Raw genomic sequence first — 23,622 nt, 5'->3', positions numbered from 1 at the left:
AAATCATGTTAGAAGTAAAAAATTTATCTAAATCATTTAAGAAAAATAAAGCAATCGATAATATATCCTTTAAATTAAATACTGGTGAAATATCAATATTATGCGGTCCCAATGGTGCTGGCAAAACTACTACATTAAAGTGCATACTTTCTTTATTAAGAAAAGATTCAGGTGATATTTTAATAGATGGAAAATCTACAAAGGATAGAGCCATAAGAGAAAATTTAGCCTACATACCTGAAACCCCTGATTTATATAATTTATTAACAGTTTGGGAACACTTTAAATTCATAGCCTTAGCTTATAAAGTTAAAGATTGGACAAGTAAAGCTGAGAAGTTAATGAATGCTTTCAACTTAACCAATAAAAAAGATTCCCTTGCTAAGGACTTATCTAAAGGTATGAAGCAAAAAGTCTCTATTATAATGGCCTTAATTCATGATCCAAATATAATTTTAATTGATGAACCTTTTGTAGGCCTAGACCCAAGCGGAATAAAGGAATTTAGAGAAATGTTATCAAAAATAAAGTCCCTTGGAAAAACTATACTAGTTAGTACTCATATACTAGCCTCAATGGAAGAAATCAGTGATACAATGATTTTAATGAAGGAAGGTAAAATTGTTGACTCTGGTAGCAAAGAATACTTAAAAGAAAAATATAATGAATTAGGTAGTATAGAAGATTTATTCTTTAAGATAATTGATAATGCTTAATTAAAATAAAAAATGCTAATACTCTATTTTGAAGTATTAGCGTTTTTATTTATATCAAGTTTTGCAATCATAGGATAATGATCTGAAGGATATTTTCCATTCTTGTTATAATCCAATATTTCAGTATCTAAAACTTTAAACTCTTCGCTTACAAATATATAATCTATATGAAGACCTTTTTTATTTCCTTTAAACTTACTCATAGTTGACATATTATAAATTTCTTTTTTATGATCTTGTACTGCAATAAACTTTTTACTACTATATTTACCTTCTGAGAAACTTTTTATGGCTTTACTTGTTGGACTGGCATTAAAATCTCCCATTAATATAGCTGGATAATTGTCTTTTTCATGTTGCTTATCCATATACTCGCCTATTTTTTTAAGTCCATACTCCCTAGCCTTTGATAGTAAAAAATCTAAATGGGTATTATATACTCTAACTATATTTCCATCATTTAATTTTATTAAAGCTGTTGTGCATATTCTAGGATAAACAGAATACCAAATAGCACTTCCTATTTTTTCAGGATCTTCTGAAAGCCAAAAAGTACTGTATTCTAATATTTTATGTTTCTTAGAAACTAAAATATCATTTCTTTCTATAAAATACTTAAGGCTTCTTGGATTTCCAATAATATTATATCCTGGAACTTCTTTTGAAATATCCTTAAACATTTTATTATTTAGCTCCTGAACACCTATTATATCGCAATCATTATTGTTTAATATATCATAAACTATTTCTTTTCTTTTATTCCATCTATTATTTATATCTAATAAGAAATCTGTCCTTAAGTTAAAGGTCATAACCTTCATACTTCTACCTCACGCCATATTCTAAAGTTATTTTGCTTCTATAGATAATCTTTGTCTAATTTTCACCCTATCTAAAGAATAACCAGCTATTAAAAATATTATACCACTTCCTATAGGTTGCATTATATCTATAAAGAAAGTTGCAAGTGGAGCTACAAAGCTACCTGATATAATAGCTCCTGCTAAATAATATCCAAACCAGCCTACAATACCAGCTATAAATATTGCTAGCAAATTTTTTTTACATATTATACTCTCTCTCTTAGTAGTAAAGAATAATACCATTATTGGTTTAATGATTATTGTAGGTAACACCCATATCATTCCACCTGATAATGCATCTGCAAGTCCAGCTCCTATGCCTGCTGCAAGCATTGCGTATGGTGTAGGCAAAAGAACTGCTGCAATATATATAAATGTATCTCCTAAATGTATATATCCTCCATTAAATCCTGTAGGAATGTGAAAAGATATTGATATACATATAATTGCTGCAAATAATCCTGCTAAAACTAAATCTCTTGTTTTAATACTTTTTTTCATTTATTAAAATCAGCTCCTTTAAAAATACTTCAAACATTATTCCTTCTTTTGGATTAGTTTTAAATTTAGAGGTATATTTAATTGCTTCATATATAAAATTAGTTGAATTTCTAATTGCAAAATTTAAATCATGATTATTTAATAATAATCCTATGATAATTGAAGTAAAGATATCCCCTGTTCCGCTATATGATTCATTATTAAAAATTGATTTTACTATAAAAAATTCATCTCTTTCTTTATCGTAAGCAAAATTATAAATTTCACTTTCTCTTATTATTCCTGTAATAATAATCTTTTCAGGTCCCATTTGTGCTATTTTTTTTGCTATTTCCTTAACTTCTTCATCACTTGTATTGTATTTTTTATACTCTTTATCTGTCAATATACATGCTTCTGTTAAATTTGGTGTTACTATATTTGCAATAGAAACAAGTTCTTTCATTTTATCACACATATTTTCTGTAAAAGTATCATAAAGTATTCCGTTGTCCCCCATAACGGGATCTATAACAATTAAAGAATCTTTATTATCTTTTATAAAATCTAAAACTATGTCAATTTGCTTTTCAGAACCTAAAAATCCACTGTATATGCAATCAAATTCTATCTTTAGCTCTTTCCAAACCTTTTTATAATTTTCCATTTCATTAGTTACATCTAAAAATGAAAATTTATGAAATTCCGTTTGAGAAGAAAGTATTGCTGTAGGAAATGGACAACATTGAACTCCTAGAGCCGATAATATAGGAAGTGCTGCGGTTAGTGAACATCTTCCTATTCCAGATAAATCATTTATTGTAGCTACCTTTTTAACTCCATTCATAAGTGCACCTGCTTCTTAATTAAGTTATTTATTTTATAATAATCCAATAATTACATTTTGTCCATTGTACCGATACAATATTAAATTATAATAAAAAATAGAACTATATATACTTAATAGTTCTATTTTTTATTAATTTTTTATTAATTTTATATTTAAGATATTACTATAATTCTATTACTTTATTTAATAACTCATTACTTCTATTAATAAAGTCATTCATTTCTTCAGCATTTAATTCCTTATTAGCTATTAAAGCTAAATCTAAAATATACTGACATATTAAATTAATATCATCCTTTTTACTTTCAGAATCTGTACATGCTAGCTTTTTAATTATTGAATTATTATTATTAATTACTAAAGTCTTTTCTTCCATAAACATATTTGGCATTTCCATTCCACCAAACATTTTACTCATTTCAGCCATTCTTCTTGATTGCTCTGAAACTAATATCATAGCAGGTGTTCCTGCATTTTTTAGATTTTCAACTTTAATATTGTTTACCTTATTAGTAATAGCTTCTTTAAATAACCCTTCCAGCTTAGTATTTAACTCTTTTGAGTCTTCGCTTTCACTATTTTTAAGTGTTTCTGAAATATCAGAGTCAATTCTAGTAAATGTAACTCCATTTTCTTTTGACTCCAAAAAGCTAATAAAATGATTATCTATTGAGCAATCTAACACTAAAGCATCTAAATTTGCTTCTTTAAACATTTTTATATATTGTGATTGTTGCTTTTCATCTGTTACATAAAAGACTTTATTTTCATGTTTATCTTTATTATTTTCTAAATATTCCTTTAAGGTTATATACTCACCATTTAACCTTCTAAAAATAATAATATCTTTTATTTTATCATAGAAGCTTTCATCTCTTAAGCAGCCGTACTTAATAAATATTTGAATATCCTTCCAAAAGTTATTAAAGCTTTCTCTTTCATTTTTATATAGTCCAACTAATTTATCTGCAACCTTCTTAACTATATGTTTAGATATTTTTATAACATCCTTATCTTTTTGAAGGAAACTTCTAGATACATTTAAAGGTAAATCTGGACAATCTATTGTACCCTTTAATAATAGTAAGAAATCTGGTATAACTTCTTTTATGTTATCAGCAACAAAAACTTGATTATTATAAAGTTTTACTTGACCTTCAGTAGCTTCCAGTTCATGTTTAAGTTTAGGAAAATATAATATTCCTTTTAAATTAAATGGATAGTCTACATTTAAATGAATCCAAAATAATGGATCATTAAAGTCTTGGAATACCTTTTTGTAAAATTCTTTATATTCTTCGTCAGTACAATCTCTTGGAGATTTCATCCATAACGGAGTTGTATCATTTAAAGGTTTAATATCCTCTTCCCTAACTTCTTTACCTTCTTCTTCTAAATATATTTCTATAGGTAAGAATGAACAATATTTTTCTATTATATCTCTAACTTTATATAATTCTAAAAATTCATTGCTATCAGCATCAATAAAAAGAGTTATTGTTGTTCCTCTTTCCTTTCTATTTTCAGATGGAGATATTTCATATTCTGTGCCACCATCACAAATCCAAGTTACTGCTTCTGATCCATCTAGATAAGATAAAGTATCTATTTGAACTCTTTTGGCAACCATGAAAGCAGAATAAAAACCTAATCCAAAGTGACCTATTATATCTTTTCCATCTTCCATTTTATCTTTATATTTTTCTATAAAATCTTCAGCACCTGAAAATGCTACTTGATTTATATATTTCTTAACTTCATCTTCAGTCATTCCAATTCCATTATCAATAAATTTTAAAGTTTTATTCTCTTTATTTAACGAAACTGTAACCTTATATTTTTCATTCTCATTTCCCTTAATTTCTCCTAAAGAAACTAATCTTTTATATTTACTTATAGCATCACACCCATTACTAATAAGCTCTCTAATAAATATATCTTTATCAGAATATAACCATTTTTTTATAATAGGAAAAATATTTTCTGTATGTATTGAAATATTTCCTTTATTTTTCTCCATTAACAATCCCTCCTCTTTATTATAAATATTTTATTTAAAAGACATTATTATGTCAATGTTTACTAAAGCTTATTTTAGTTATTAAAATATCTCCACTAACAATTACTTGAATAAAAACTAACTTTGTAAAACAAAGCTTAGTTTTTCTTTTACTTTCTTTGATTTTTATTTAACAAGTAGTATAACTTTACTCTTTAATATAAAAGTCTAAATATATAATATTTAGATTTATTATAAAAACTTATTGTAAAATAATTCCTAAAAACTATATAATATTGATATAATGAATTATCTATTAATTTGTAAAGAAGGGTTTATTTTGAAAAAACTTATTTTAAATACTTTATCTTGGATATTAATTGTATCTTTATTATCTTTTTACCTACATAATATTTTAAATTTTCCTTTAATTAATTATATTTTTATATTAGGCATATTCCTTATAACTTTTGGTATCATATCTATTATAAGACCTATATTCAAAACTTCTAGATTAAATAATTCAATTAAGAATACTATTAATTTTAAAAATATTAAAAGTGATAGTATCTCCATTTGTTTAGCAGGAGTAATTTCGTTATTAATTTGCATTTTATTATAAGTCTTACATTTCAATTACTCTTATAAAATTATCTTGTACTCCAATTACTTTCAAGCTATTTTCAATATATTCTTTAATTATATCAATAGCTTCTTTAGTAATTTTTTCACCTGCACAAATTAAAGGAATCCCTGGTGGATATGGAACTATTGCCTCTTTTGCTATTTTTCCCAAAACATCATTTATATCTAAACTAGTACTATTTAAATTAAAAACCTCATAAGGCTCTAATACCTTAACAGGTGATACTTTCGATAACACTGCATTTTTTTCATTAGTCTTCAAGACATTTATGTTTAAATTCTTAATACTTAAATATAATTTTTCAAAATCCTCTTCTGTATTTGAAGGTGAAAAAATTAAGACTACCCCTCGTGAAAAACTCATTTCGGCTTGTATCTTATTAACTCTAAGATAATCTAAAAGTTTATGACCACTATATCCTTTATTTAAAATAATTAAATATCTACTTTTATCTATTGCATATTTATAAAATAAGTTCTCATCATTTATCACTCTAACTTTGCCTAATAAGTTTATTTTTTCTTTCCACTTTTCTGCTCTTTCTATTAAATTACCGTAGTCATCTTTTCCGTAATTATCTAAATAATATCTAGCATAATCTAATGAAGCCATTATTAAATATGACGGTGATGTAGTCATAAAAGTCTTTACATAAAAATCAATATTTTCTTCATTATTATTTACTAATAAATATGCTCCTTGTGTTAAACTAGGTAGTGTTTTATGAGCACTTAATACTACATAATCCCCAAGACTCGCTAGTGACTTTGGTAAGTCTTTGTTCACTCCAAAATGAGCTCCATGAGCGCTATCAATTATTACCTTTATCCCTTTTTCTTTTAATTCATTTATTTTCTTTTCTATGTCATAAGATATTCCAAAATAATTCGGACTTGTAATTATTATTCCTTTTGGATTAACTGCTTTACTTAAAGCTTCATTTATTTCTTTTTCTCTAGGTGGCATGAATACTCCTATGTCTTCATCTATTACAGCATCTATATAAATTACTTTAAGTTTTCTTAAAATAAGTCCATTATAAATAGACTTATGGCAGTTTCTTTCTACTAATACCTCGTCCCCCTCTTTAAAAGCAGCAAATATTGAAGCTAAATTTCCTGAAGAGCTTCCATTTACAAGAAAATATGCCTTTCTAACATTATAAGTTTTTGCTAAAAGCTCCTCTGCTTCTTTTATTACTCCTTCTGGACAATGTAAATTGTCTAAAGGATCCACTTCTGTAATATCCAAAGCTCCTAGATTTTCTTTAAACTTTTTTCCTAATGAATCTCTTAAAAATGCTTTACCACTTTTATTTCCTGGCATTGATAAAATCAAATTTTCTTCTTTATGATATTTTAATAATTCTTCTAATAAAGGCGCTTTATTCATTAATATCTCCCTTTTATTTATAATTCTACTTTCTTAATTGCTTATTACTTGTATAGATTTATTTTTTAATACTTTTTTAGCTACATCTAAAATGTATTTTTTATTTATAGATTCAAGATTAATAAACTCTTCTAAATATATTTTATAATCTCCAAACATTGTACTATATGTTGATAATTCTTTTGCTAATATTATATTTTGTTCTTCTCTAAACCATCTTTTTAGTTTCATAGATTTTATAAAATCTAATATATCTTCATCACTTATTTCTTTCTCAAATCTATTAACTTTTTCAATACAACTATTTATTAATTCTAAGGATTTATCTAGATTTTCTTTTGAAGTACTATAAGTTATTTTATAAAGCTTTATATATTTTTCATAAGAAATCTTAGTTAAGATATCATATACAAGACCATTTTTTGTTCTTAATGTATCGAATAATAATGAATTAACTCCTTCTCCAAAATATTCATTAAATATTCTTAGTGCTTTTATTTCATCATAGCTTAGACTATCTATTGGAAAGATAATTTGAACTTTACAAGTATTAATGCCATCTTTAATATTTCTATAAAAATCAAAATTAGTATTGTCGTAACTAATTTCTTCCTTCCCATTCTTATCGTATGAGTTTTCCCAAGACTCAAAATATCTTTCAACTATATTTTTAATTTCTTCAAATTCTAAAGATGAAACTACTGCTATAGAGGTTTTATAGGGTAAATAATTTTCTTTATAAAACTTTTGTATATCTTCTAGCTTTATTTTTTCTAAATCTTCACTTATACCTATTATTGGATACTTTATCCTTCTTTCCTTAAAACTATTTAGAAATAACTTATCTTCACAATATTGTTCTAATTCTTCATCCCATTCCCTCAATTCTTCTTTTATTATATTCATTTCTTCTTTAAAACCAGCATTTGGAAATATAGGGTTTAAAATTATATCTGAAAAAAGCTCTATCCCATTTTCAAAATCTTCATTTAACATAGTTCCATAATAAATAACATATGGAAAGTTTGTCATGGCATTTTGAAATCCAAAAATTTTACTTAAGTCTTTATTTATTTTTTCTTCATTTCTTTTTCTTGTGCCTTTATAAACCATATGCTCTGTTGCATGAGCAAGCCCTAATAAGTATTTTTCTTTACAAGCACCTGCATCTATTGATATAGATATTGATGTTAAATTAGATGTAGTTTTTGTATATATAAGCTTCATCTTATTTTTTAATATAAATTCCATCTTGTCCTCCAAAACTTATTTTCTTATATAATTGTAATATAAAAAGTTGGTATTTGAACATAAGCAAATACCAACTTTTATATTTAAATTATTCTGCCTTTAAAGCAATTGCACATTCAATTCTCTTCTTTTGCATTTTACAACCAACTTCATAAGGTATTTTCATATCTCCATTGAAGCTAAAGTTATTAGCTTGGCATCCTCCACTACAATAGAATCTTGCCCAACAATCTCTACATTTAGGCTTATTGTATATATGAGCTTTTTTAAATTCTTTGCCAAGGTCTTTGTTGTATGTATCATCATATATACTTCCAAGTTTAAATTCTTCTTTTCCTACAAATTGATGGCATGGGTAAACATCTCCTTGTGGAGTTATCGCAACATATTCAAATCCTGCTCCACAACCTGAAATTCTTTTATAAACACATGGTCCACCATTTAAATCTACATTAAAATGATAGAAGTTATACTCTCCATTTTTGTCTCTTTTTCTTCTTACCATATCTTCATATAGTTTATCATAATTTTTCATTATTTCTGGCAAATCTTCTTCTCTTAATGCAAGATGATGTCCCTTTTCTAAAACTACTGGCTCTATAGAAACTTCATCAAAGCCTTCATTTACCATAGCCATTACATCTTCAAAGAAATCCGTATTTGCTCTTGTAAATGTTCCTCTAACATAATACATCTTACCAGGTGTTCTCTTTTTAATCATTTTCTTTATATTTGGAAGTATGTCATCGTAAGATCCACTTCCATCAACTTTTATTCTTACATTATCATTAACACATTTTCTACCATCTAATGAAAGTATGATATTTCCCATTTCTTTGTCCATGAAATCCATCATATCATCATTTAAAAGAGTAGCATTTGTTGTCATTGTAAATCTTATATTTTTCTTCCACTCTTTTTCATTTTCTCTCGCATACTTTATTATTTCTTTTACAGTATCCATGATCATAGTTGGTTCTCCACCAAATAAATCTATTTCTATGTTTCTTCTTGGACCACTTCTTTTTACAACATAATCTATTGCTTTTTTAGCAGTTTCTAATGACATAACACCTTTATGTCCATTATATTCTCCTTCATCTGCAAAGCAATATTTACATCTTAAATTACATCCATGAATTATATTTAGACAGACTGCCTTTATATAATCTCTATCATCCATTGAACCATGAGCTATATCTTCATACTTATCTTCTGAATATAATAAGCCATCTTTTACAAGCTCCATTATTTCATCATAGGCTTCTATAATTGTATCTTTGTCATATTTATCACATAAAAGATTTAATGTTTCTTCTTTATCCTTCATTCCATCATCATGTACTAAATCATATACTAGCTCGTCTACTATATGAACTGCTCCTGTATTTACATCTAATACAAAATAATTATCACCTTGTTTAAATTTGTGTATTAAAGACATTTTCCATCCCTCCAAAAGCTTTGCTTAAACTAAAAAGTAAGCAGCAACTAATTGTTGCCGCTTCTTATTAATTAGTTTTCACACTCTAAGTTTGCAACTGTACATGAAGTTTTGCAAGCTGATTGACATGAGTTAGCACATTCTTTACAGCCTGGTTTTACTAAGCTGTTTTTGATATTAGTCTTATTGATTGTCTTGATATGTTTCATGATTATACTCCCCCATTCTTCCAAAATACCCCACGATTATAACACAAAAAAATTCATTATTAAAGATTAATTTTATAAATTTGGTGAATTTCTTATTATGTAACCATTATATGGTATCCTTACCCCTACCCCTGTTACATCAAATTCATAATCTGTATCTTGTAATGCTTTCTTACCTTGTGCTAAATTTAGTACTATTCTATATAGAACTTTTGCCTTTTCTTCAGCATCTTGCAAAACTGTGCCCGTCATAAATCCTTTTTTTATCATTTCCCTAACTTCCTCTGTTCCTCCTATACCTACTACTGATATAAATTTATTTGGATCTCCTAAATTATATCCCTTTTCTTGAAGTGCCAAAACAGCACCTATTGCCATATCATCATTATTTGAAATTATTACTTCAATATTATCATTATATTTATCAAATAAATACTCAATCTTTTCTTTAGCACATTCTTTTTCCCAGTTACACACTTCAGAAGCTATTTCATTAGTTTTAATTCCGTTTTCATTTAAAGATCTTATAACACATTCGCTCCTTAATTGAGCTTCTACATTATCTTTTTCTCCTTCTAATAATATATAATCTAAACTACCATTTCCATTCTTATCCTTTATATTTTCACTCTTTATCTCATTAATTATCATTTCACTTTTAATCTTACCTGCATCACAAGCTTGTGTTCCTACATACAAAGATTTATTATAAGATTTAATTCCATTCAATGATAATGGCTCTCTATTAAAAAATATTACAGGAATATTATTTTCCTTGATTTTATTTATTACAGAATCTGATTCATGTACATCTACAATATTTAATAGTATTGCATCTACTTTCATTTTTATAAGTTCATCAATTTGCTTATTTTGTAATTCTTGATTTCCTTCAGCATTATAGAATATAAAATCTATTTCATCTTTATTTTCACTTTCAAGTTTTTCTAATTGTTTTTTTATTTCAGAAATATAATAAATATCTTCATTGTATAAAAGTACTCCTACTCTTAATGGTGTTGTGTTCATTGTATTAGCACTTATATCTAAACTAACCATGTTTATAATTATAATTACTATAATACTAAATAAACTAAATTTCTTCATATTCTTCTTCACTATCCTTTACCTATTAATACAGTTAGCTAAGTATATTAACTATAATATTTTGAATATTAATTTTATAGATTTTGACTCTTGAATTAGTATTGAACATAAAAAATATTTTTATACAAGCTTAAAAATACTTACAATAAAACTAAATCCCTTTATTTCTATATTTTAATAAAAACTAAATAATAATAAAATAAAAGGTCATTTATAGACCTTTTACTTTACACTCACTATTCTTCTATCTTGCTTATATATTTTTTGACTACAATAATACTATAATAATTATCTCTTAAAATGTAATTTGATATATTTCTGCTATAATTTTCTCATCTCTCTATAAAAATATAAATCTAATAGCTCTTTACTTAACAATCTATTTGTAATTAATACAACAGTATAAAAAAACTAATTTTATGAATTTGGTGAGTTTCTCACTATGTAACCATTATACGGAATTCTAACTCCTACACCCGTTACATCAAATTTATACTCTGTATCTTGCAATGGATCCTTTCCTTCAGCTAAATTTAAGCCTATTCTATAAATTGCTTTTGCCATCCCTTCTGCATCCTGTATAACTGTTCCTGTCATAAATCCATTTTCTATCATTTTTCTTGCTTCAGTTGTTCCATCAACTCCTACTACAGATATAAACTTATTTGGATCTCCTATGTTATATCCTCTTTCTTGAAGTGCCAATATAGCTCCTATTGCCATTTCATCGTTATTTGAAATTATTACTTCAATATTATCTCCATAATTTGAAAATAAAGACTCAATTTTATTTTTAGCACATTCTTGCTCCCGATTACAATATTCAGATGCTATTTCATTAGTCCTAATTTCATTTTTATTTATTGATTTTATGACACATTCACTTCTTAACTGTGCTTCTATATTGTTTCTATCGCCTTGTAATAATACATAATCTAATGTACCATTTCCATTCCTATCCTTTATATTTCCACTTTTCAGCTCATTTATTATCATTTCACCTTGAATATTACCAGATTCACAAGCTTCTGTTCCTATATATAAAGACTTCCCGTAAGACTTAATTCCATTTAATGATGAAGGTTCTCTATTAAAAAATATTACAGGAATATTATGTGCTTTAATTTTGTTTATTATTGAATCTGATTGATTTATATCTACAATATTTAATAATATTAAATCTACTTTCATATTTATGAGTTCATCTATTTGCTTATTTTGCAATTCTTGATTTCTATCGGCATCATAAAATATAAAATCTATTCTTTCTTTATTTTCATTTTCTATTTTTAACAAGTAATCTCTCACTTCAGAAATATAATAATCATCTTCATTATATAGTAGTACTCCTGCTCTTATAGGCTTAATTTTCATCGTATTAGCACTTATATCTAAACTTAATGTATTCAGTATTATAATTATTATCATACTAAATAAACTTACTTTTTTCACATTATCCTCCACCTTTTCTTAAATTATTACTATAGCTTGTTATAACTGAATTTATTTTTATTCATCTATATTTTTATAATTTCTAAAATTAATATTTATACTTACTCTTACAGGTTATAATTCCTAGAGTTAGTATTAATCATAAAGGTATTTTTAATACTAACTTAAAATAAGATTTATAGCCTCATTCTCCATATATTTCAAAGTAAAACATAAATTACAACTTGTAATATTAATAAGATACTGATATTATAAATCTAGTCTTAAGTAACTTCCAAGTGGAGTGAAATAGATATTACACAAGTTTATTGTGGAGAGTGATTATGGCAAATCACTCTTTTTTTATTTTAAATTATTTTTATTTTTTATATTCAATAAAAAATATACCTATATAAGTTAGCTTTTTCCCTCGTTTGTTTTCAAGTCAACGCAAACTTATATATATACTTTAATAATAAAGATGTTATAAAAAAATAAAAGGCCTATAAAAGACCCTTATTTATAATTTGATATTTTTATTTATTATTTAAATACTCTTCTAATCTTCTTATATTACTTTTTTTACCTATAACTACAATTAAGTCATTTTCTCTTAAAATATAATTTGGATCAACTTCTATTATAGTTTCTTCATCTCTTTCCAAAGCTATAATATTTAAATTAAAATCATTTCTTATTTTAGATTTTAATATTGATTTTCCATCTATCTTTGAAGTAACTCTTAATTCTTCTATATGAATGTCATTATTTAATTCAATAAATTCTAATGCCTCTTCATTTAATAATCTATTTGCAATTCTAATTGCCATATCATTTTCAGGATATACAATTTCAGCTCCTATTTTTTTCAATACACACCCTTGTTCATATGTTATTGCTTTAGAAATAACTCTCTTAACTCCCATATTTATTACAATTAATGTAGTTAAAATACTTACATCTATCTTTTCACCTATACACACAAATACAGTTTCACAATTTTGAATTCCTGTTTCTTCTAATGTTTCCTTGTCTAAATTATTAACTACAAAAGCATTTTCTGTAAGAGATCTAATTTGCTTTATCTTATTTTCATTATTATCTAAAACTATTACTTCTTTTCCCGCTTCTATTAAAGTTTTTGCTAAGGCAAAACCAAATCTACCTATCCCAATTATTCCAAACTCTATTTCTGGTCTATGATTAAACATTATTTATCTCTCCTATCCTATTATAACTGTTTCTTCTGAGTAATAAGCATTTGCCGCTTCTTTGAAAGACCAAATTGTAGCAATAGTCATTGGTCCAATTCTTCCTATAAACATGATTATTGAAATTATGATTTTACTTAAATCAGTAAGATTTGATGTTATTCCTGTTGATAATCCTACTGTTCCAAAAGCACTAGTTACTTCAAATAATAGTTGCATAAAGGTATAATCAGGTTCTACCACACTTAATATAAAAGTTCCTAGGCAAACAACAAACAATGCTAATATAGTTATATTAAAAGCTTTAAATACTACACTAGTAGGTATCTTTCTTTTAAAAGCAATACAATGTTTATTGGTAGATGTACTATACATACTTTTATATAATGTAAATATAGTAGTAGTCTTTATACCACCACCAGTAGATCCTGGAGATGCACCAATGAACATTAAAATAACTAATACAAATAATCCTGCATTTGTGAAATTGCTTAACGAATAAGTACTAAATCCTGCTGTTCTTGCAGAAGTACTAAAAAAGAATGCTCCAAGCCAAGAAATATCTTCGGTAAACTTTAATAATATTGTTCCAACTATTAATAATATAGCTGTCATTGTGATTACTACCTTTGTATGTAAGCTAAACTTTTTAAAAGATTTTTTCATTAAAATTTCTTTAATTACTAAAAATCCTAATCCTCCAAATATTATTAATCCGCATGTAGTCAAATTTAATAAAACATTATTTTGGTATGGTATTAGATTTTGAAGCCCTCCAAGTATATCAAATCCTGAATTATTAAAGGCTGCAACAGAATGGAACATACTTATTCCCAATGCATCTAATGGTTTATAGTCCTTTGAAAAAACTAAATAACTTAATATTACCCCTATTGTCTCAAATGTTAATGTCATTAATAGAACTGATTTAACTAATTTTACTAAGCCCTTCATGGAATCTAAATTCATAGATTCCTTAATAAGTGTTCTTTCCTTAATTCCTACTCTTTTCCCCATAAGTAAAATAAACCCCACACCTACTGATGTAACTCCTAATCCACCTATTTGAATCAATAAGGCTACTACAGTTCGTCCAAAAACAGTAAATGTATCAGCTGTATCTATAGCTATTAATCCCGTCACACAAACTGCACTTGTAGAAGTAAATAAAGCATCTACAAAAGAAACCTCAACTCCATCGTTTATAGATATTGGTAATTTTAATAAAACAGCTCCTATAATAATAACTGATAAAAATCCTAAAACTATAATTCTTCCAGGCTTTACTTTCTTTATTAATTTCATATAAAGCTCACTCCTTTGTGATGTCTTTTTATTATTATTTCCTTATATTAATAATTAAATATTAAGAATCATTTCCTGTTTAATCTGTAATTTTCATCTACTACTCATATAAGCATATCTATTCCTTTATAAAATTTACCCTGATTTTTATGATTAATTATATATAGGCTGTTGTATACTGTCAATTTTATTATTCTTAGTTATATTCTTGTAAAAGTTCCAATAGATCAAAATAACACTCTCTAAATTACTTTATCTTCTTAAAACGTTGCAAATTCTTACTTTGTTAAATAATACAATATTCTAATAAAAAAACTCCGTATCAACTTAAAATTGATACGGAGTTTCTATTGAATTTATTCATCCCATCCTTCAGGGAATTCTGCATTGTGGTACACTTCTTGAACATCATCATCATCTTCAAGTAAGTCTAACATTTTTTGGAACTTCTTAGCATCATCTTCATTTATTTCAGTATATGTATCTGGTAGCATTTTAACTGCTGCTTCTAAGAACTCTAATCCATTTGATTCTAAAGCTTCCCTAACAGTACCAAAATCTTCTGGGGTAGTTGTTATAACAAATACCTCCTCTTCTGCTGAGAAATCCTCTGCACCAGCATCTAAAGCAAGCATCATAATTTCATCTTCATCTTTATCTTCTCTTTCAATAACAATTTCACCTTTTTCTTGGAACATGAAACCTACACAACCTGTTGCCCCCATGTTTCCCCCACCTTTAGTGAAAGCACTTCTTACATTTCCTGCTGATCTATTTTTGTTGTCTGTTAAAGTTTCAACTATTACTGCTACTCCTGATGGACCATAACCTTCATAAACTATTTTTTCATAATCAACTCCAGCAAGTTCTCCTGAAGCTTTTTTTATTGATCTTGTTATGGTATCATTAGGCATATTTGCTGCCTTTGCTTTTGCTATTACATCTCTTAATTTTGGATTAGTGTCGGGTACAGGGCCACCATTTTTAACTGCAATAACAATTTCTTTACCTAACTTTGTAAAGATTTTCCCTCTTTTAGCATCCGCTTTTCCTTTTTTATTTTGTATATTATGCCATTTTGAATGTCCTGACATTTTTATTCCTCCCAACATTAATCAAAAATTTTATAAATATAGTGGAATTATAACACAATTATATTATTATGACAAATTTTCTTATATATCCTTAAGTTAGTAATATACTACATTATTATGGTGATTATATACTCTTAAATATACTTAAATTAATAATCTATACGATAAACCTTGTAATATATTAATAATTAAATATTTACAAGTAACATATCAATTTTGAAAGCACATATTATTAGTTCTAAATCACTTTATAAAGTCTATTTTCTTCTTTAAAGTATATTCCTTCATCTTCTTTGCTAACTGTTATTTTACCATTTGATATTTCAATTATTTCTTTTTCAATATTATTTGATTTTTCTATTTCTGCTAATATATGCACAACAACTTTATCTGTATACTCCGTATCTTCTATATACCAATTATTTTCATTGCATTTATATTGAATTTTACCTAACATATCGTAATCCATATGAAATAATAATCTTACTCCATTTACTTTTTCAACTACTCCACCAGCTTTTAGTGCTATAGATGCCCCCTTTGCGTATGCTCTAGTAAGCCCTCCTGCACCTAATAATATTCCACCATAATATCTTGTTACTACTATTGCACAATCTGTTACATTACTTTTTTTCATTACTTCAAGTATTGGTATTCCTGCTGTTCCTTGTGGTTCACCATCATCACTATACCTTTGAATACCCATATTCTTACCAATAACATATGCAAAACAATTATGAGTAGCTTGTTTATGTTTATTTTTTATTTCTGTTACAAACGCCTTTGCTTCTTCTTCACTTTCACATCTTTTCGCATAACCAATAAATTCTGATTTCTTCTCTATAAAACTATCTTCTCCAAAATCTCTTATAGTAATGTAACTCATTAAAGCTCCTCCTTAATTAGACCTATACCTTTTATTATCTTTTCTTTACTTACTTGAGAAAATCCAATCCTAAAAAAGTAATCTCCATTCTTTGAATCTCTATAAAATATTACCCCTGGGGTAATAAATGCATTTCTTTTTTTCAACTTATAAAATAGCTCCTTAGATGTTACACTTTTATCTTTTATTTTTATATAAAAATAAAGTCCTCCTTTAGGATCTATATATGTTACTTTATCCAAAAGTTCCTCTTCAATTAATTTTTTTATTAGTTTATATTTTTTCTTATACTCCCTACATTGATAAGCAATATGTTCTTTCCAGAATCCTTCACTTATATAAAGTTCCAAAGCCCTTTGCATAAGGCTCGAAGTAGTTATATCAGTATTTATCTTAGAACTTTGTATAATTTCATTAAATGAACCTGGTGCTATCATATACCCGAGCCTTATTCCTGGTAAAAATATCTTTGAAAAACTTTTTATATAAATAACTCTTTCATATTTATCGAGTTTCTTTAATGGTTCATGAACTATATTATTATCATATATAAGTTCAGATAAATAATCATCTTCTATAATATAGAAATCATATTTTTTTGAAAGCTCTAATAATCTTAGCTTCTTCTCACGGCTATAACTTATACCAGTAGGATTTTGAAAGTAACTCATAGTATAAAAGCAACTGATTTTATTCTTCTTTAATACTTCTTCAAATTCTTCTAAATCTACCCCATCTTCTTTAATTTCTATTTCAAATATATTAGCTCTTCTCCATTTAAATACCGATAATGCTCCCCCATAAGTTGGCTTTTCTACTATAACATTATCATTTATATTTACGATAGCCTTTGATGCTATATCAATACCTTGTTGCGCTCCTGAAACTATTAATATATTATCTAAATCTAATTTATTATTCCAAAAGGATTTATTTATGGTTTCTCTGAGCTTTTCATATCCAAGGGGTTCTTTTATTATTAAAGCATTTGCTCCATCCCTATCTAGAACCTTATTTATTACAGATTTAAATTCATTTATTGGAAAATAAACTTCTGTATTTGTTTCTCCTGTGAAATCTATAATCTTTTCCAATTCCTCAGGTAACATATTTTTAAATACCTTAGAATATTCTCTATTAAACAATGATGTTAGCTCTTTTCTTTTAGCATATGTTCCAGAACCAACTTTTTGAAAAGCATATCCATCTGATTTTAGTTTTTTATATGCATTTACCACAGTAACTTTATTGACTTCTAAGATATCTGCTAATTCTCTTATAGTAGGTAATTTTTCCCCATCACTTATATCTTTATTATCTATTAATTTTTTTATATGATTTGCTATTTGTACATATTTAGGAATTTCCTCTTCAAAAGATATTTTAACAAATTCTTTCATATTTCCCCCAAAGCAAATTATTTTTTATAACTATATACATTTTCAACAGCAAGTAAACTTCCCTTGGAATCTTTAAATTTTCTTTCACTTCTTGTCAAAATATTATTCCTATATAGTAGTTTTAATATTTCTTCGAATTTAATATTAAAATTTTTAAAATATACATTATTCTTAATCTCAGAAGCACTTAATGGCTTATCCTCTTCTTTTATGTATTCTAAAATATCTTTTGAAGATACTTCAATATTATATTCTAAGTAATCTTCAATGTAATTTAAAACACTTTTTATATTTTCATCATTAATATCAGAATAAAAAAGTTCTCTAACCATTTCATTAAGTTCATCATTTAAATTACATGCCATAGTCAATGAATCCTTGCTTACAGTATAACCATTAATACTTAAATAAAGATTAGAAAAGCTGCTTAGAGCTCTAATTAAAAGCTCTGAAGCAGTATATCTACTTCCTGTACTTAGATACTTTTTACATATTCCAATTTCTTTCAATGTATTTCCTAGATAAACTAAATTCCATCTTCCTTTATCTGAATCCATTATATATATAAGTCTTTGATAAAGCTCTGTTATTTCCTGATCTATTGAATATATTAGCTTAGAAGATATAAGACAATTTCTTATTATATCTCGCTTTCCTGCCTCAAGAAAATTCTTTTTAAAAGCTTCTTTACCTAACAGTTTTATATGTATTGGTATATCCATAATCTCTGAGTATAAATCTCGTACCTGTTCAAATTCATCTTTATATATTACAAATAAATCTATATTTGATTCTTCCCATAAGTCCCCAGTAACCATACTTCCAAATACAAAGATGGCTATTACATCAGTATTTTTCATAAGAATTTCTGTAATTTCCTTATAAGCTCTTTGGTAATCTATAATTGATTTCACCATTAATATTCCCCCTTATATTATTTATCATTGTATTACTACAATTTATTATATAAAAAAACTGCAATAAAGTCTAATCTTCATCGCAGTCCTCATCTTTTTTACTATCATTCTCAGAATATTTATAATCTTCATCCAAACAGTCAAAACATGATTTGTAATCGCTTGGTAAATCTCCGCATCTTTCAATATCATTTTCAACAGCACGCCTATATATAGCATTTCTTTTCTTTAAAGTATCTAAAATACAATAAGCTTCTTTTACTATTTCATGCGTTAAATCAACAGGAAGTTTAATCTGCCTCTTTTTTGCATATGCATTAGATTGTAAATTTTGCGCTGCTATAGATATACCTTGTGCTGATAAAGAAAGAAAATATAGTTCGTCTAATAGTGGTTTAACCTTTCTATCATAAAAGTATTTTTCTTCTTCACCACCTATAATTATTGAGCCTATATTAGTTTGCATACTATTTAATGCAGCAGATAAAGTAGTTACTTTAGCCACTGCATCATCTACTGGGTTAGAAGATGAATGATTTAATGCATCTGATGTGTCATTTAATCCTGATGTATTATTCAAATTCGTATTATTACCAATTATTGCTGCTTGATCATCTTCAAGAGTTATCTCTTCTTCGTCATTTGATGAATCTATTGCTACTTCATATATCACATTTTGCACTTAATCATCTCCATAACTTGTTTGTTACAGTATATTCTTAAGTAAGGATGTTTATTATAAAATCACTTGATTTGTTATAAGCTTCGTCATCTACCTCAACAACCATAAATGTTCCATTCTCCCTATAATCCTCTTCTAAAACTCTTCCATTTCTATGAAGATATGAATTCATATCACTTCTATCATAAGGAATTAAATATTCACATTTTTTCATTTTATAAGGTAATTTTTCTTCTATTAAATCAAGAAGATTATCTAAATTAATTCCTTCTTTAGCTGATATTTCAATAATTTTATATTCTGAACATGCAACTTTCAACTCTTCTATTTGTTCATCTGTAGCATTATCTATTTTATTTAATACTAATATAGTTTCTTTATCTTTTGCTCCAAGCTCTTCTAATACTTCTTCTACAGCTTTGATTTGATCAAGCGCAGAATCTGAAGAAGTATCTACAACATGACATAAAAGATCTGAATATATTACTTCTTCTAAAGTTGATTTGAATGCTTCAACTAAATCATGAGGCAACTTTCTAACAAATCCTACTGTATCTGTTATAGTAACTACCCCTTTATTTTTTAATATTATAGACCTTGTAGTTATATCTAAAGTTGCAAATAACATATCAGCTTCAAAAACTTTTTCTTTTCCTTGTATCTCTTTTTGAGCTGCAACATCACACAATTTATTTCTAAGAGTTGATTTACCTGCATTTGTATACCCTACTAATGATACCTTCGGAATGCTTTCTTTTGTTCTTTTTTCTCTTTGTACTTCTCTTGTTTTCTTTATTTTCTTTAGTTCATCATTTAAATCATATATAGTTTCCTTTATATGTCGCCTATCTGTTTCAAGCTTCTTTTCTCCTGGACCTCTTGTTCCTATTCCTCCACCAGTTCTTGAAAGGACTGTTCCTAAACCTTGAAGTCTACCCATTCTATATTTTAACTGAGCTAATTCAACTTGAATTTTTGATTCTTTACTTCTTGCTCTTCTTGCAAATATTTCTAATATTAAAGTAGTTCTATCTATTACTTTAGCACCTGTAGCAGCTTCTAGATTTCTAACTTGTGAACCTGAAAGTTCATCATCAAAAATTATAAGATTTGCATGCCTACTTTGTCTTAAACTAGCTATCTCCAAAACTTTTCCTTTTCCTATATAAAAAGCTGGATCAATTTTACTTCTACTTTGATATACCGAATCTAATACTGGTATATCGCAAGCTTTTGTAAGTTCCTTAAGTTCCTCTAAACTTTCTTTAGTATCAGATCCAACTAAAATAGCTTTTTCAGCCTCATCCTCTACTATCTCTTTCTCTTTAATCATGCTTTCTACATGATGAATTTTATCTAATATATGAATTGAAAGTACTTCCTCTATTGAAAGATTTAATTTTTCTTCATAATCTAATAAATCATTTGTTATTGTTAGCATTCCTAAAGAATAATCTGTAACATTCCCCTCATATACTCCTATTGCCATAATTGCATCAAGTTTCAATTTTAATAACGCTGATAAATCAAGAGCAGATAAATTAGAAAAACCATTAGGATGTGTATGTATAACTCTAACACCTGATAATCTCTTTTCCCTTATATCTATCATAGATACTTCAACTGAAGTTGAATCTCCAATAGCAACAGAAACAACCTTACCTCTTCTATCTACTGCAACACTTATTTCTCTCTCTAAAATAGATGTTAACCTTGATATTACCTCTATTATTTCTACACTACATACTTCATCTTTTAAAACCTTTACTCTATAAAGTTTTTCAAGTTCTTCTAAATAAGTTTTTTTAATACCATCTATATTTCCAAATATCATTAATACCACCTCACTTATATACTATTAACAACTTTCATATAATTCTATACTATTAATTAATTCTTGTAAATATAGGCAAATCAATATAATATCTATGTTTATCTAATTAAAATACCATTTGTATTATATAAATTATATTTAATCAATTACATATAATAAATAACACAGATAAAATTCATGTTATACTTTATAAATATCATGTTTTAAATTCTAAATATAAAACTTAGACTATGGTCAAAAAGTCTTCAAAAATGAGTTGCAAGAATTTGAAATAATATGTAATATAAAAATAATAATATAATTAATATTACAAAATCTAATTAAGTATAATTATTATAAAGATATTATAATATAATTTTTATAAAATATTAGGGTTTATATAGAACATTTTAGGAGGATTAAACTAATGGATGACAAGAAAAGAAACATACTTTTTACAGAAGAACAAATCAAAACTAGAATAGCAGAGCTTGGAAAGGTTTTAACTGAGGAATATAAGAACAAGAAGCTTTATGTACTTCCACTTCTTAGAGGTAGCTTTGTTTTTGGAGCAGATTTGTTTAGAGCTATTGATTGTAAAGCTAAAGTTGGTTTTATGACTACATCTAGCTATGGACATGGAGAAGAAAGTACTGGTGAAGTTAAAGTTGTAAATGACATTCCTGATAATATAGAAGGATGGGATGTATTAATAGTAGATGATATCATAGATACTGGGTACACTATGGAATTTGTAATAAATTATGTGAAAAAACGTGGAGCTAATTCAGTAAAAACTTGTACTCTATTAGATAAACCTTCAAGAAGAAAGGTTGATTTGAAACCAGATTATTGTTGTTTTGAAATAGAAGATTTATTCGTTGTAGGCTACGGTCTTGACTATGAAAGTTTCTATAGAAATGTGCCTTATGTATTTAACTGGGAATCAAAATAACATCTATATTTAATTTTTTAATATACCAGTATGTCAACTAACAATATACATATAAAATAATAAGATATTAAATATCATTAAGTAATTTAATAACAATAAAAGCCCCAAATTGGGGCTTTTATAATTTTCAATTACGTTTCACTAAATCATATTTTATTCTTATAACTTTCCAATTATTTTACTCATTTATTATATAGACTTTCTTAACAGTCCCTATTTATTTTCTTATAATATATTAACTCATAGATTAGTTAATATATATTATCAGTTGTAATTTATTATTTACTCTCAAGGTTTATTTAATTCAATTGCAGTATTCGGAATTTTCCCAACTATTATTGTTTCTGCAACTGGTATTTGACATGTAACTTCTACATCCTTACTATTTAATGGTACTACTATCTTCATCTTCATATTAACATTCAAATATATCTTATGCCTTGTTTGATTTATTCCTGCACTTTCAAATACTGACTCATAACTGCTAGTTACATTACCTATTTGAGTCATCTTTATATTAACTTTAGGTCCTAAATTATAAAATACTAAATTTTTAGTCATATAACCTAAGGGTACATCTAATCCCATCTCTTGTAATTCACCAAATTTATCATTAGATGCTAGTATTAATTTTGATGATAAATAATTTAATTTTACAGTATCTGCTCTTAACATTGTTATGTTCCCATCATTATCTTTTTCTATAATTATCATATCAGAATAATCAAATTGATTTGAATAAATATCTAAAGCAGTTTCATTTATAATTTCTGTTGCTTCTCTTTTTAACTGCTCTTCTCCAATAGTCAAAACAGCTGGTAAAATATTTTTATCAAAAAAATACAATATAGAATTAAATAGGACAAAAATGGCAATAATAACCAGTATAAGTTTAGGATGTTTAATTTGAAATCGCATTTTAGGTTTTTTTGTATAATACTTCATAGACACCTTCTCGAGTTATTATTTTA

At 26.5% G+C, this 23,622-nt stretch carries 21 protein-coding genes; 2 read left to right on the top strand and 19 right to left on the bottom strand.

Translation table 11 applies throughout. The features are described from left to right. The first annotated feature begins 5 nt into the window (after window positions 1-5). On the top strand, window positions 6-716 hold the full coding sequence (locus J7M87_RS08140) for an ABC transporter ATP-binding protein (protein ID WP_291650456.1): 711 nt from the start codon (window positions 6-8) through the stop codon (window positions 714-716). A 23-nt stretch (window positions 717-739) separates the two neighbouring features. On the opposite strand, the gene J7M87_RS08135 is transcribed toward J7M87_RS08140, so the two are convergent. The 18 genes from J7M87_RS08135 to hflX form a co-directional block, all read right to left on the bottom strand. Further along, complete coding sequence (locus J7M87_RS08135; RefSeq protein WP_291650454.1) at window positions 740-1,537, bottom strand: endonuclease/exonuclease/phosphatase family protein; 798 nt, start codon at window positions 1,535-1,537, stop codon at window positions 740-742. 27 nt (window positions 1,538-1,564) lie between these two features. Then, window positions 1,565-2,080, bottom strand: a complete 516-nt coding sequence (locus J7M87_RS08130; protein WP_291650452.1) for a TIGR04002 family protein — start codon at window positions 2,078-2,080, stop codon at window positions 1,565-1,567. Next, on the bottom strand, window positions 2,064-2,906 hold the full coding sequence (locus J7M87_RS08125; protein ID WP_291650450.1) for a pyridoxamine kinase: 843 nt from the start codon (window positions 2,904-2,906) through the stop codon (window positions 2,064-2,066). Before J7M87_RS08125 ends, J7M87_RS08130 begins: the two co-directional genes overlap by 17 nt. Before the next feature lie 166 nt (window positions 2,907-3,072). After that, the gene (gene htpG / locus J7M87_RS08120) at window positions 3,073-4,929 is read right to left on the bottom strand and encodes a molecular chaperone HtpG (protein WP_291650447.1); all 1,857 of its coding nucleotides are present in this window, start codon (window positions 4,927-4,929) and stop codon (window positions 3,073-3,075) included. A gap of 604 nt (window positions 4,930-5,533) precedes the next feature. Then, entirely contained in the window at window positions 5,534-6,946 is a 1,413-nt protein-coding gene (locus tag J7M87_RS08115; RefSeq protein ID WP_291650445.1) for an aminotransferase class I/II-fold pyridoxal phosphate-dependent enzyme, read from the bottom strand. 33 nt (window positions 6,947-6,979) lie between these two features. Beyond that, the gene (locus tag J7M87_RS08110; protein WP_291650443.1) at window positions 6,980-8,197 is read right to left on the bottom strand and encodes a pitrilysin family protein; all 1,218 of its coding nucleotides are present in this window, start codon (window positions 8,195-8,197) and stop codon (window positions 6,980-6,982) included. A gap of 88 nt (window positions 8,198-8,285) precedes the next feature. Beyond that, window positions 8,286-9,641 carry a thioether cross-link-forming SCIFF peptide maturase gene (gene scfB / locus J7M87_RS08105; protein ID WP_291650442.1) on the bottom strand — a complete coding sequence of 452 codons (1,356 nt, stop codon included), beginning with the start codon at window positions 9,639-9,641 and terminating at the stop codon, window positions 8,286-8,288. A gap of 71 nt (window positions 9,642-9,712) precedes the next feature. Beyond that, on the bottom strand, window positions 9,713-9,850 hold the full coding sequence (gene scfA, locus J7M87_RS08100) for a six-cysteine ranthipeptide SCIFF (RefSeq protein WP_016208429.1): 138 nt from the start codon (window positions 9,848-9,850) through the stop codon (window positions 9,713-9,715). 72 nt (window positions 9,851-9,922) lie between these two features. Then, a complete protein-coding gene (locus J7M87_RS08095; RefSeq protein ID WP_291650440.1) occupies window positions 9,923-10,957 on the bottom strand; it encodes a galactose ABC transporter substrate-binding protein in 1,035 nt (344 codons plus the stop codon). 417 nt (window positions 10,958-11,374) lie between these two features. After that, a complete protein-coding gene (locus J7M87_RS08090; protein WP_291650437.1) occupies window positions 11,375-12,409 on the bottom strand; it encodes a galactose ABC transporter substrate-binding protein in 1,035 nt (344 codons plus the stop codon). Between the two features lie 515 nt (window positions 12,410-12,924). Beyond that, window positions 12,925-13,599, bottom strand: a complete 675-nt coding sequence (locus J7M87_RS08085) for a TrkA family potassium uptake protein (protein WP_291650436.1) — start codon at window positions 13,597-13,599, stop codon at window positions 12,925-12,927. A gap of 12 nt (window positions 13,600-13,611) precedes the next feature. After that, window positions 13,612-14,904: a potassium transporter TrkG gene (locus tag J7M87_RS08080; RefSeq protein ID WP_291650434.1), complete on the bottom strand. Its 1,293-nt coding sequence runs from the start codon at window positions 14,902-14,904 to the stop codon at window positions 13,612-13,614. A 356-nt stretch (window positions 14,905-15,260) separates the two neighbouring features. After that, window positions 15,261-15,998: a YebC/PmpR family DNA-binding transcriptional regulator gene (locus tag J7M87_RS08075; RefSeq protein WP_291650432.1), complete on the bottom strand. Its 738-nt coding sequence runs from the start codon at window positions 15,996-15,998 to the stop codon at window positions 15,261-15,263. A gap of 238 nt (window positions 15,999-16,236) precedes the next feature. Further along, window positions 16,237-16,884, bottom strand: coding sequence for a YigZ family protein (locus tag J7M87_RS08070; protein ID WP_291650430.1), 648 nt, complete (start codon window positions 16,882-16,884; stop codon window positions 16,237-16,239). Next, entirely contained in the window at window positions 16,884-18,284 is a 1,401-nt protein-coding gene (locus J7M87_RS08065; protein ID WP_291650428.1) for a PLP-dependent aminotransferase family protein, read from the bottom strand. Before J7M87_RS08065 ends, J7M87_RS08070 begins: the two co-directional genes overlap by 1 nt. 17 nt (window positions 18,285-18,301) lie before the next feature. After that, on the bottom strand, window positions 18,302-19,201 hold the full coding sequence (locus J7M87_RS08060; protein WP_291650426.1) for a nucleotidyltransferase domain-containing protein: 900 nt from the start codon (window positions 19,199-19,201) through the stop codon (window positions 18,302-18,304). A gap of 70 nt (window positions 19,202-19,271) precedes the next feature. Then, window positions 19,272-19,883, bottom strand: coding sequence for a hypothetical protein (locus J7M87_RS08055; protein ID WP_291650423.1), 612 nt, complete (start codon window positions 19,881-19,883; stop codon window positions 19,272-19,274). Window positions 19,884-19,920: 37 nt separating this feature from the next. Next, window positions 19,921-21,717, bottom strand: a complete 1,797-nt coding sequence (hflX, locus tag J7M87_RS08050; protein WP_291650421.1) for a GTPase HflX — start codon at window positions 21,715-21,717, stop codon at window positions 19,921-19,923. A gap of 406 nt (window positions 21,718-22,123) precedes the next feature. On the opposite strand from hflX, the gene hpt reads away from it, so the two are divergent. Continuing rightward, window positions 22,124-22,651 carry a hypoxanthine phosphoribosyltransferase gene (gene hpt / locus J7M87_RS08045; protein ID WP_291650419.1) on the top strand — a complete coding sequence of 176 codons (528 nt, stop codon included), beginning with the start codon at window positions 22,124-22,126 and terminating at the stop codon, window positions 22,649-22,651. Window positions 22,652-22,939: 288 nt separating this feature from the next. On the opposite strand, the gene yunB is transcribed toward hpt, so the two are convergent. After that, window positions 22,940-23,596, bottom strand: a complete 657-nt coding sequence (yunB, locus tag J7M87_RS08040) for a sporulation protein YunB (RefSeq protein WP_291650417.1) — start codon at window positions 23,594-23,596, stop codon at window positions 22,940-22,942. Window positions 23,597-23,622 lie beyond the last annotated feature (26 nt).

Origin of the sequence: Clostridium sp. (genome assembly GCF_017888565.1) — a bacterium.
Taxonomy (GTDB): domain Bacteria; phylum Bacillota; class Clostridia; order Clostridiales; family Clostridiaceae; genus Clostridium.
This window is presented reverse-complemented; position numbering and strand designations above follow the sequence as displayed.

Coding starts and splice junctions, on each gene's coding strand:
- J7M87_RS08140 (WP_291650456.1), top strand. CDS start 6: ATGTTAGAAGTAAAAAATTTATCTAAATCATTTAAGAAAAATAAAGCA.
- J7M87_RS08135 (WP_291650454.1), bottom strand. CDS start 1,537: ATGAAGGTTATGACCTTTAACTTAAGGACAGATTTCTTATTAGATATA.
- J7M87_RS08130 (WP_291650452.1), bottom strand. CDS start 2,080: ATGAAAAAAAGTATTAAAACAAGAGATTTAGTTTTAGCAGGATTATTT.
- J7M87_RS08125 (WP_291650450.1), bottom strand. CDS start 2,906: ATGAATGGAGTTAAAAAGGTAGCTACAATAAATGATTTATCTGGAATA.
- htpG (WP_291650447.1), bottom strand. CDS start 4,929: ATGGAGAAAAATAAAGGAAATATTTCAATACATACAGAAAATATTTTT.
- J7M87_RS08115 (WP_291650445.1), bottom strand. CDS start 6,946: ATGAATAAAGCGCCTTTATTAGAAGAATTATTAAAATATCATAAAGAA.
- J7M87_RS08110 (WP_291650443.1), bottom strand. CDS start 8,197: ATGGAATTTATATTAAAAAATAAGATGAAGCTTATATATACAAAAACT.
- scfB (WP_291650442.1), bottom strand. CDS start 9,641: ATGTCTTTAATACACAAATTTAAACAAGGTGATAATTATTTTGTATTA.
- scfA (WP_016208429.1), bottom strand. CDS start 9,850: ATGAAACATATCAAGACAATCAATAAGACTAATATCAAAAACAGCTTA.
- J7M87_RS08095 (WP_291650440.1), bottom strand. CDS start 10,957: ATGAAGAAATTTAGTTTATTTAGTATTATAGTAATTATAATTATAAAC.
- J7M87_RS08085 (WP_291650436.1), bottom strand. CDS start 13,599: ATGTTTAATCATAGACCAGAAATAGAGTTTGGAATAATTGGGATAGGT.
- J7M87_RS08080 (WP_291650434.1), bottom strand. CDS start 14,904: ATGAAATTAATAAAGAAAGTAAAGCCTGGAAGAATTATAGTTTTAGGA.
- J7M87_RS08075 (WP_291650432.1), bottom strand. CDS start 15,998: ATGTCAGGACATTCAAAATGGCATAATATACAAAATAAAAAAGGAAAA.
- J7M87_RS08070 (WP_291650430.1), bottom strand. CDS start 16,884: ATGAGTTACATTACTATAAGAGATTTTGGAGAAGATAGTTTTATAGAG.
- J7M87_RS08065 (WP_291650428.1), bottom strand. CDS start 18,284: ATGAAAGAATTTGTTAAAATATCTTTTGAAGAGGAAATTCCTAAATAT.
- J7M87_RS08060 (WP_291650426.1), bottom strand. CDS start 19,201: ATGGTGAAATCAATTATAGATTACCAAAGAGCTTATAAGGAAATTACA.
- hflX (WP_291650421.1), bottom strand. CDS start 21,717: ATGATATTTGGAAATATAGATGGTATTAAAAAAACTTATTTAGAAGAA.
- hpt (WP_291650419.1), top strand. CDS start 22,124: ATGGATGACAAGAAAAGAAACATACTTTTTACAGAAGAACAAATCAAA.
- yunB (WP_291650417.1), bottom strand. CDS start 23,596: ATGAAGTATTATACAAAAAAACCTAAAATGCGATTTCAAATTAAACAT.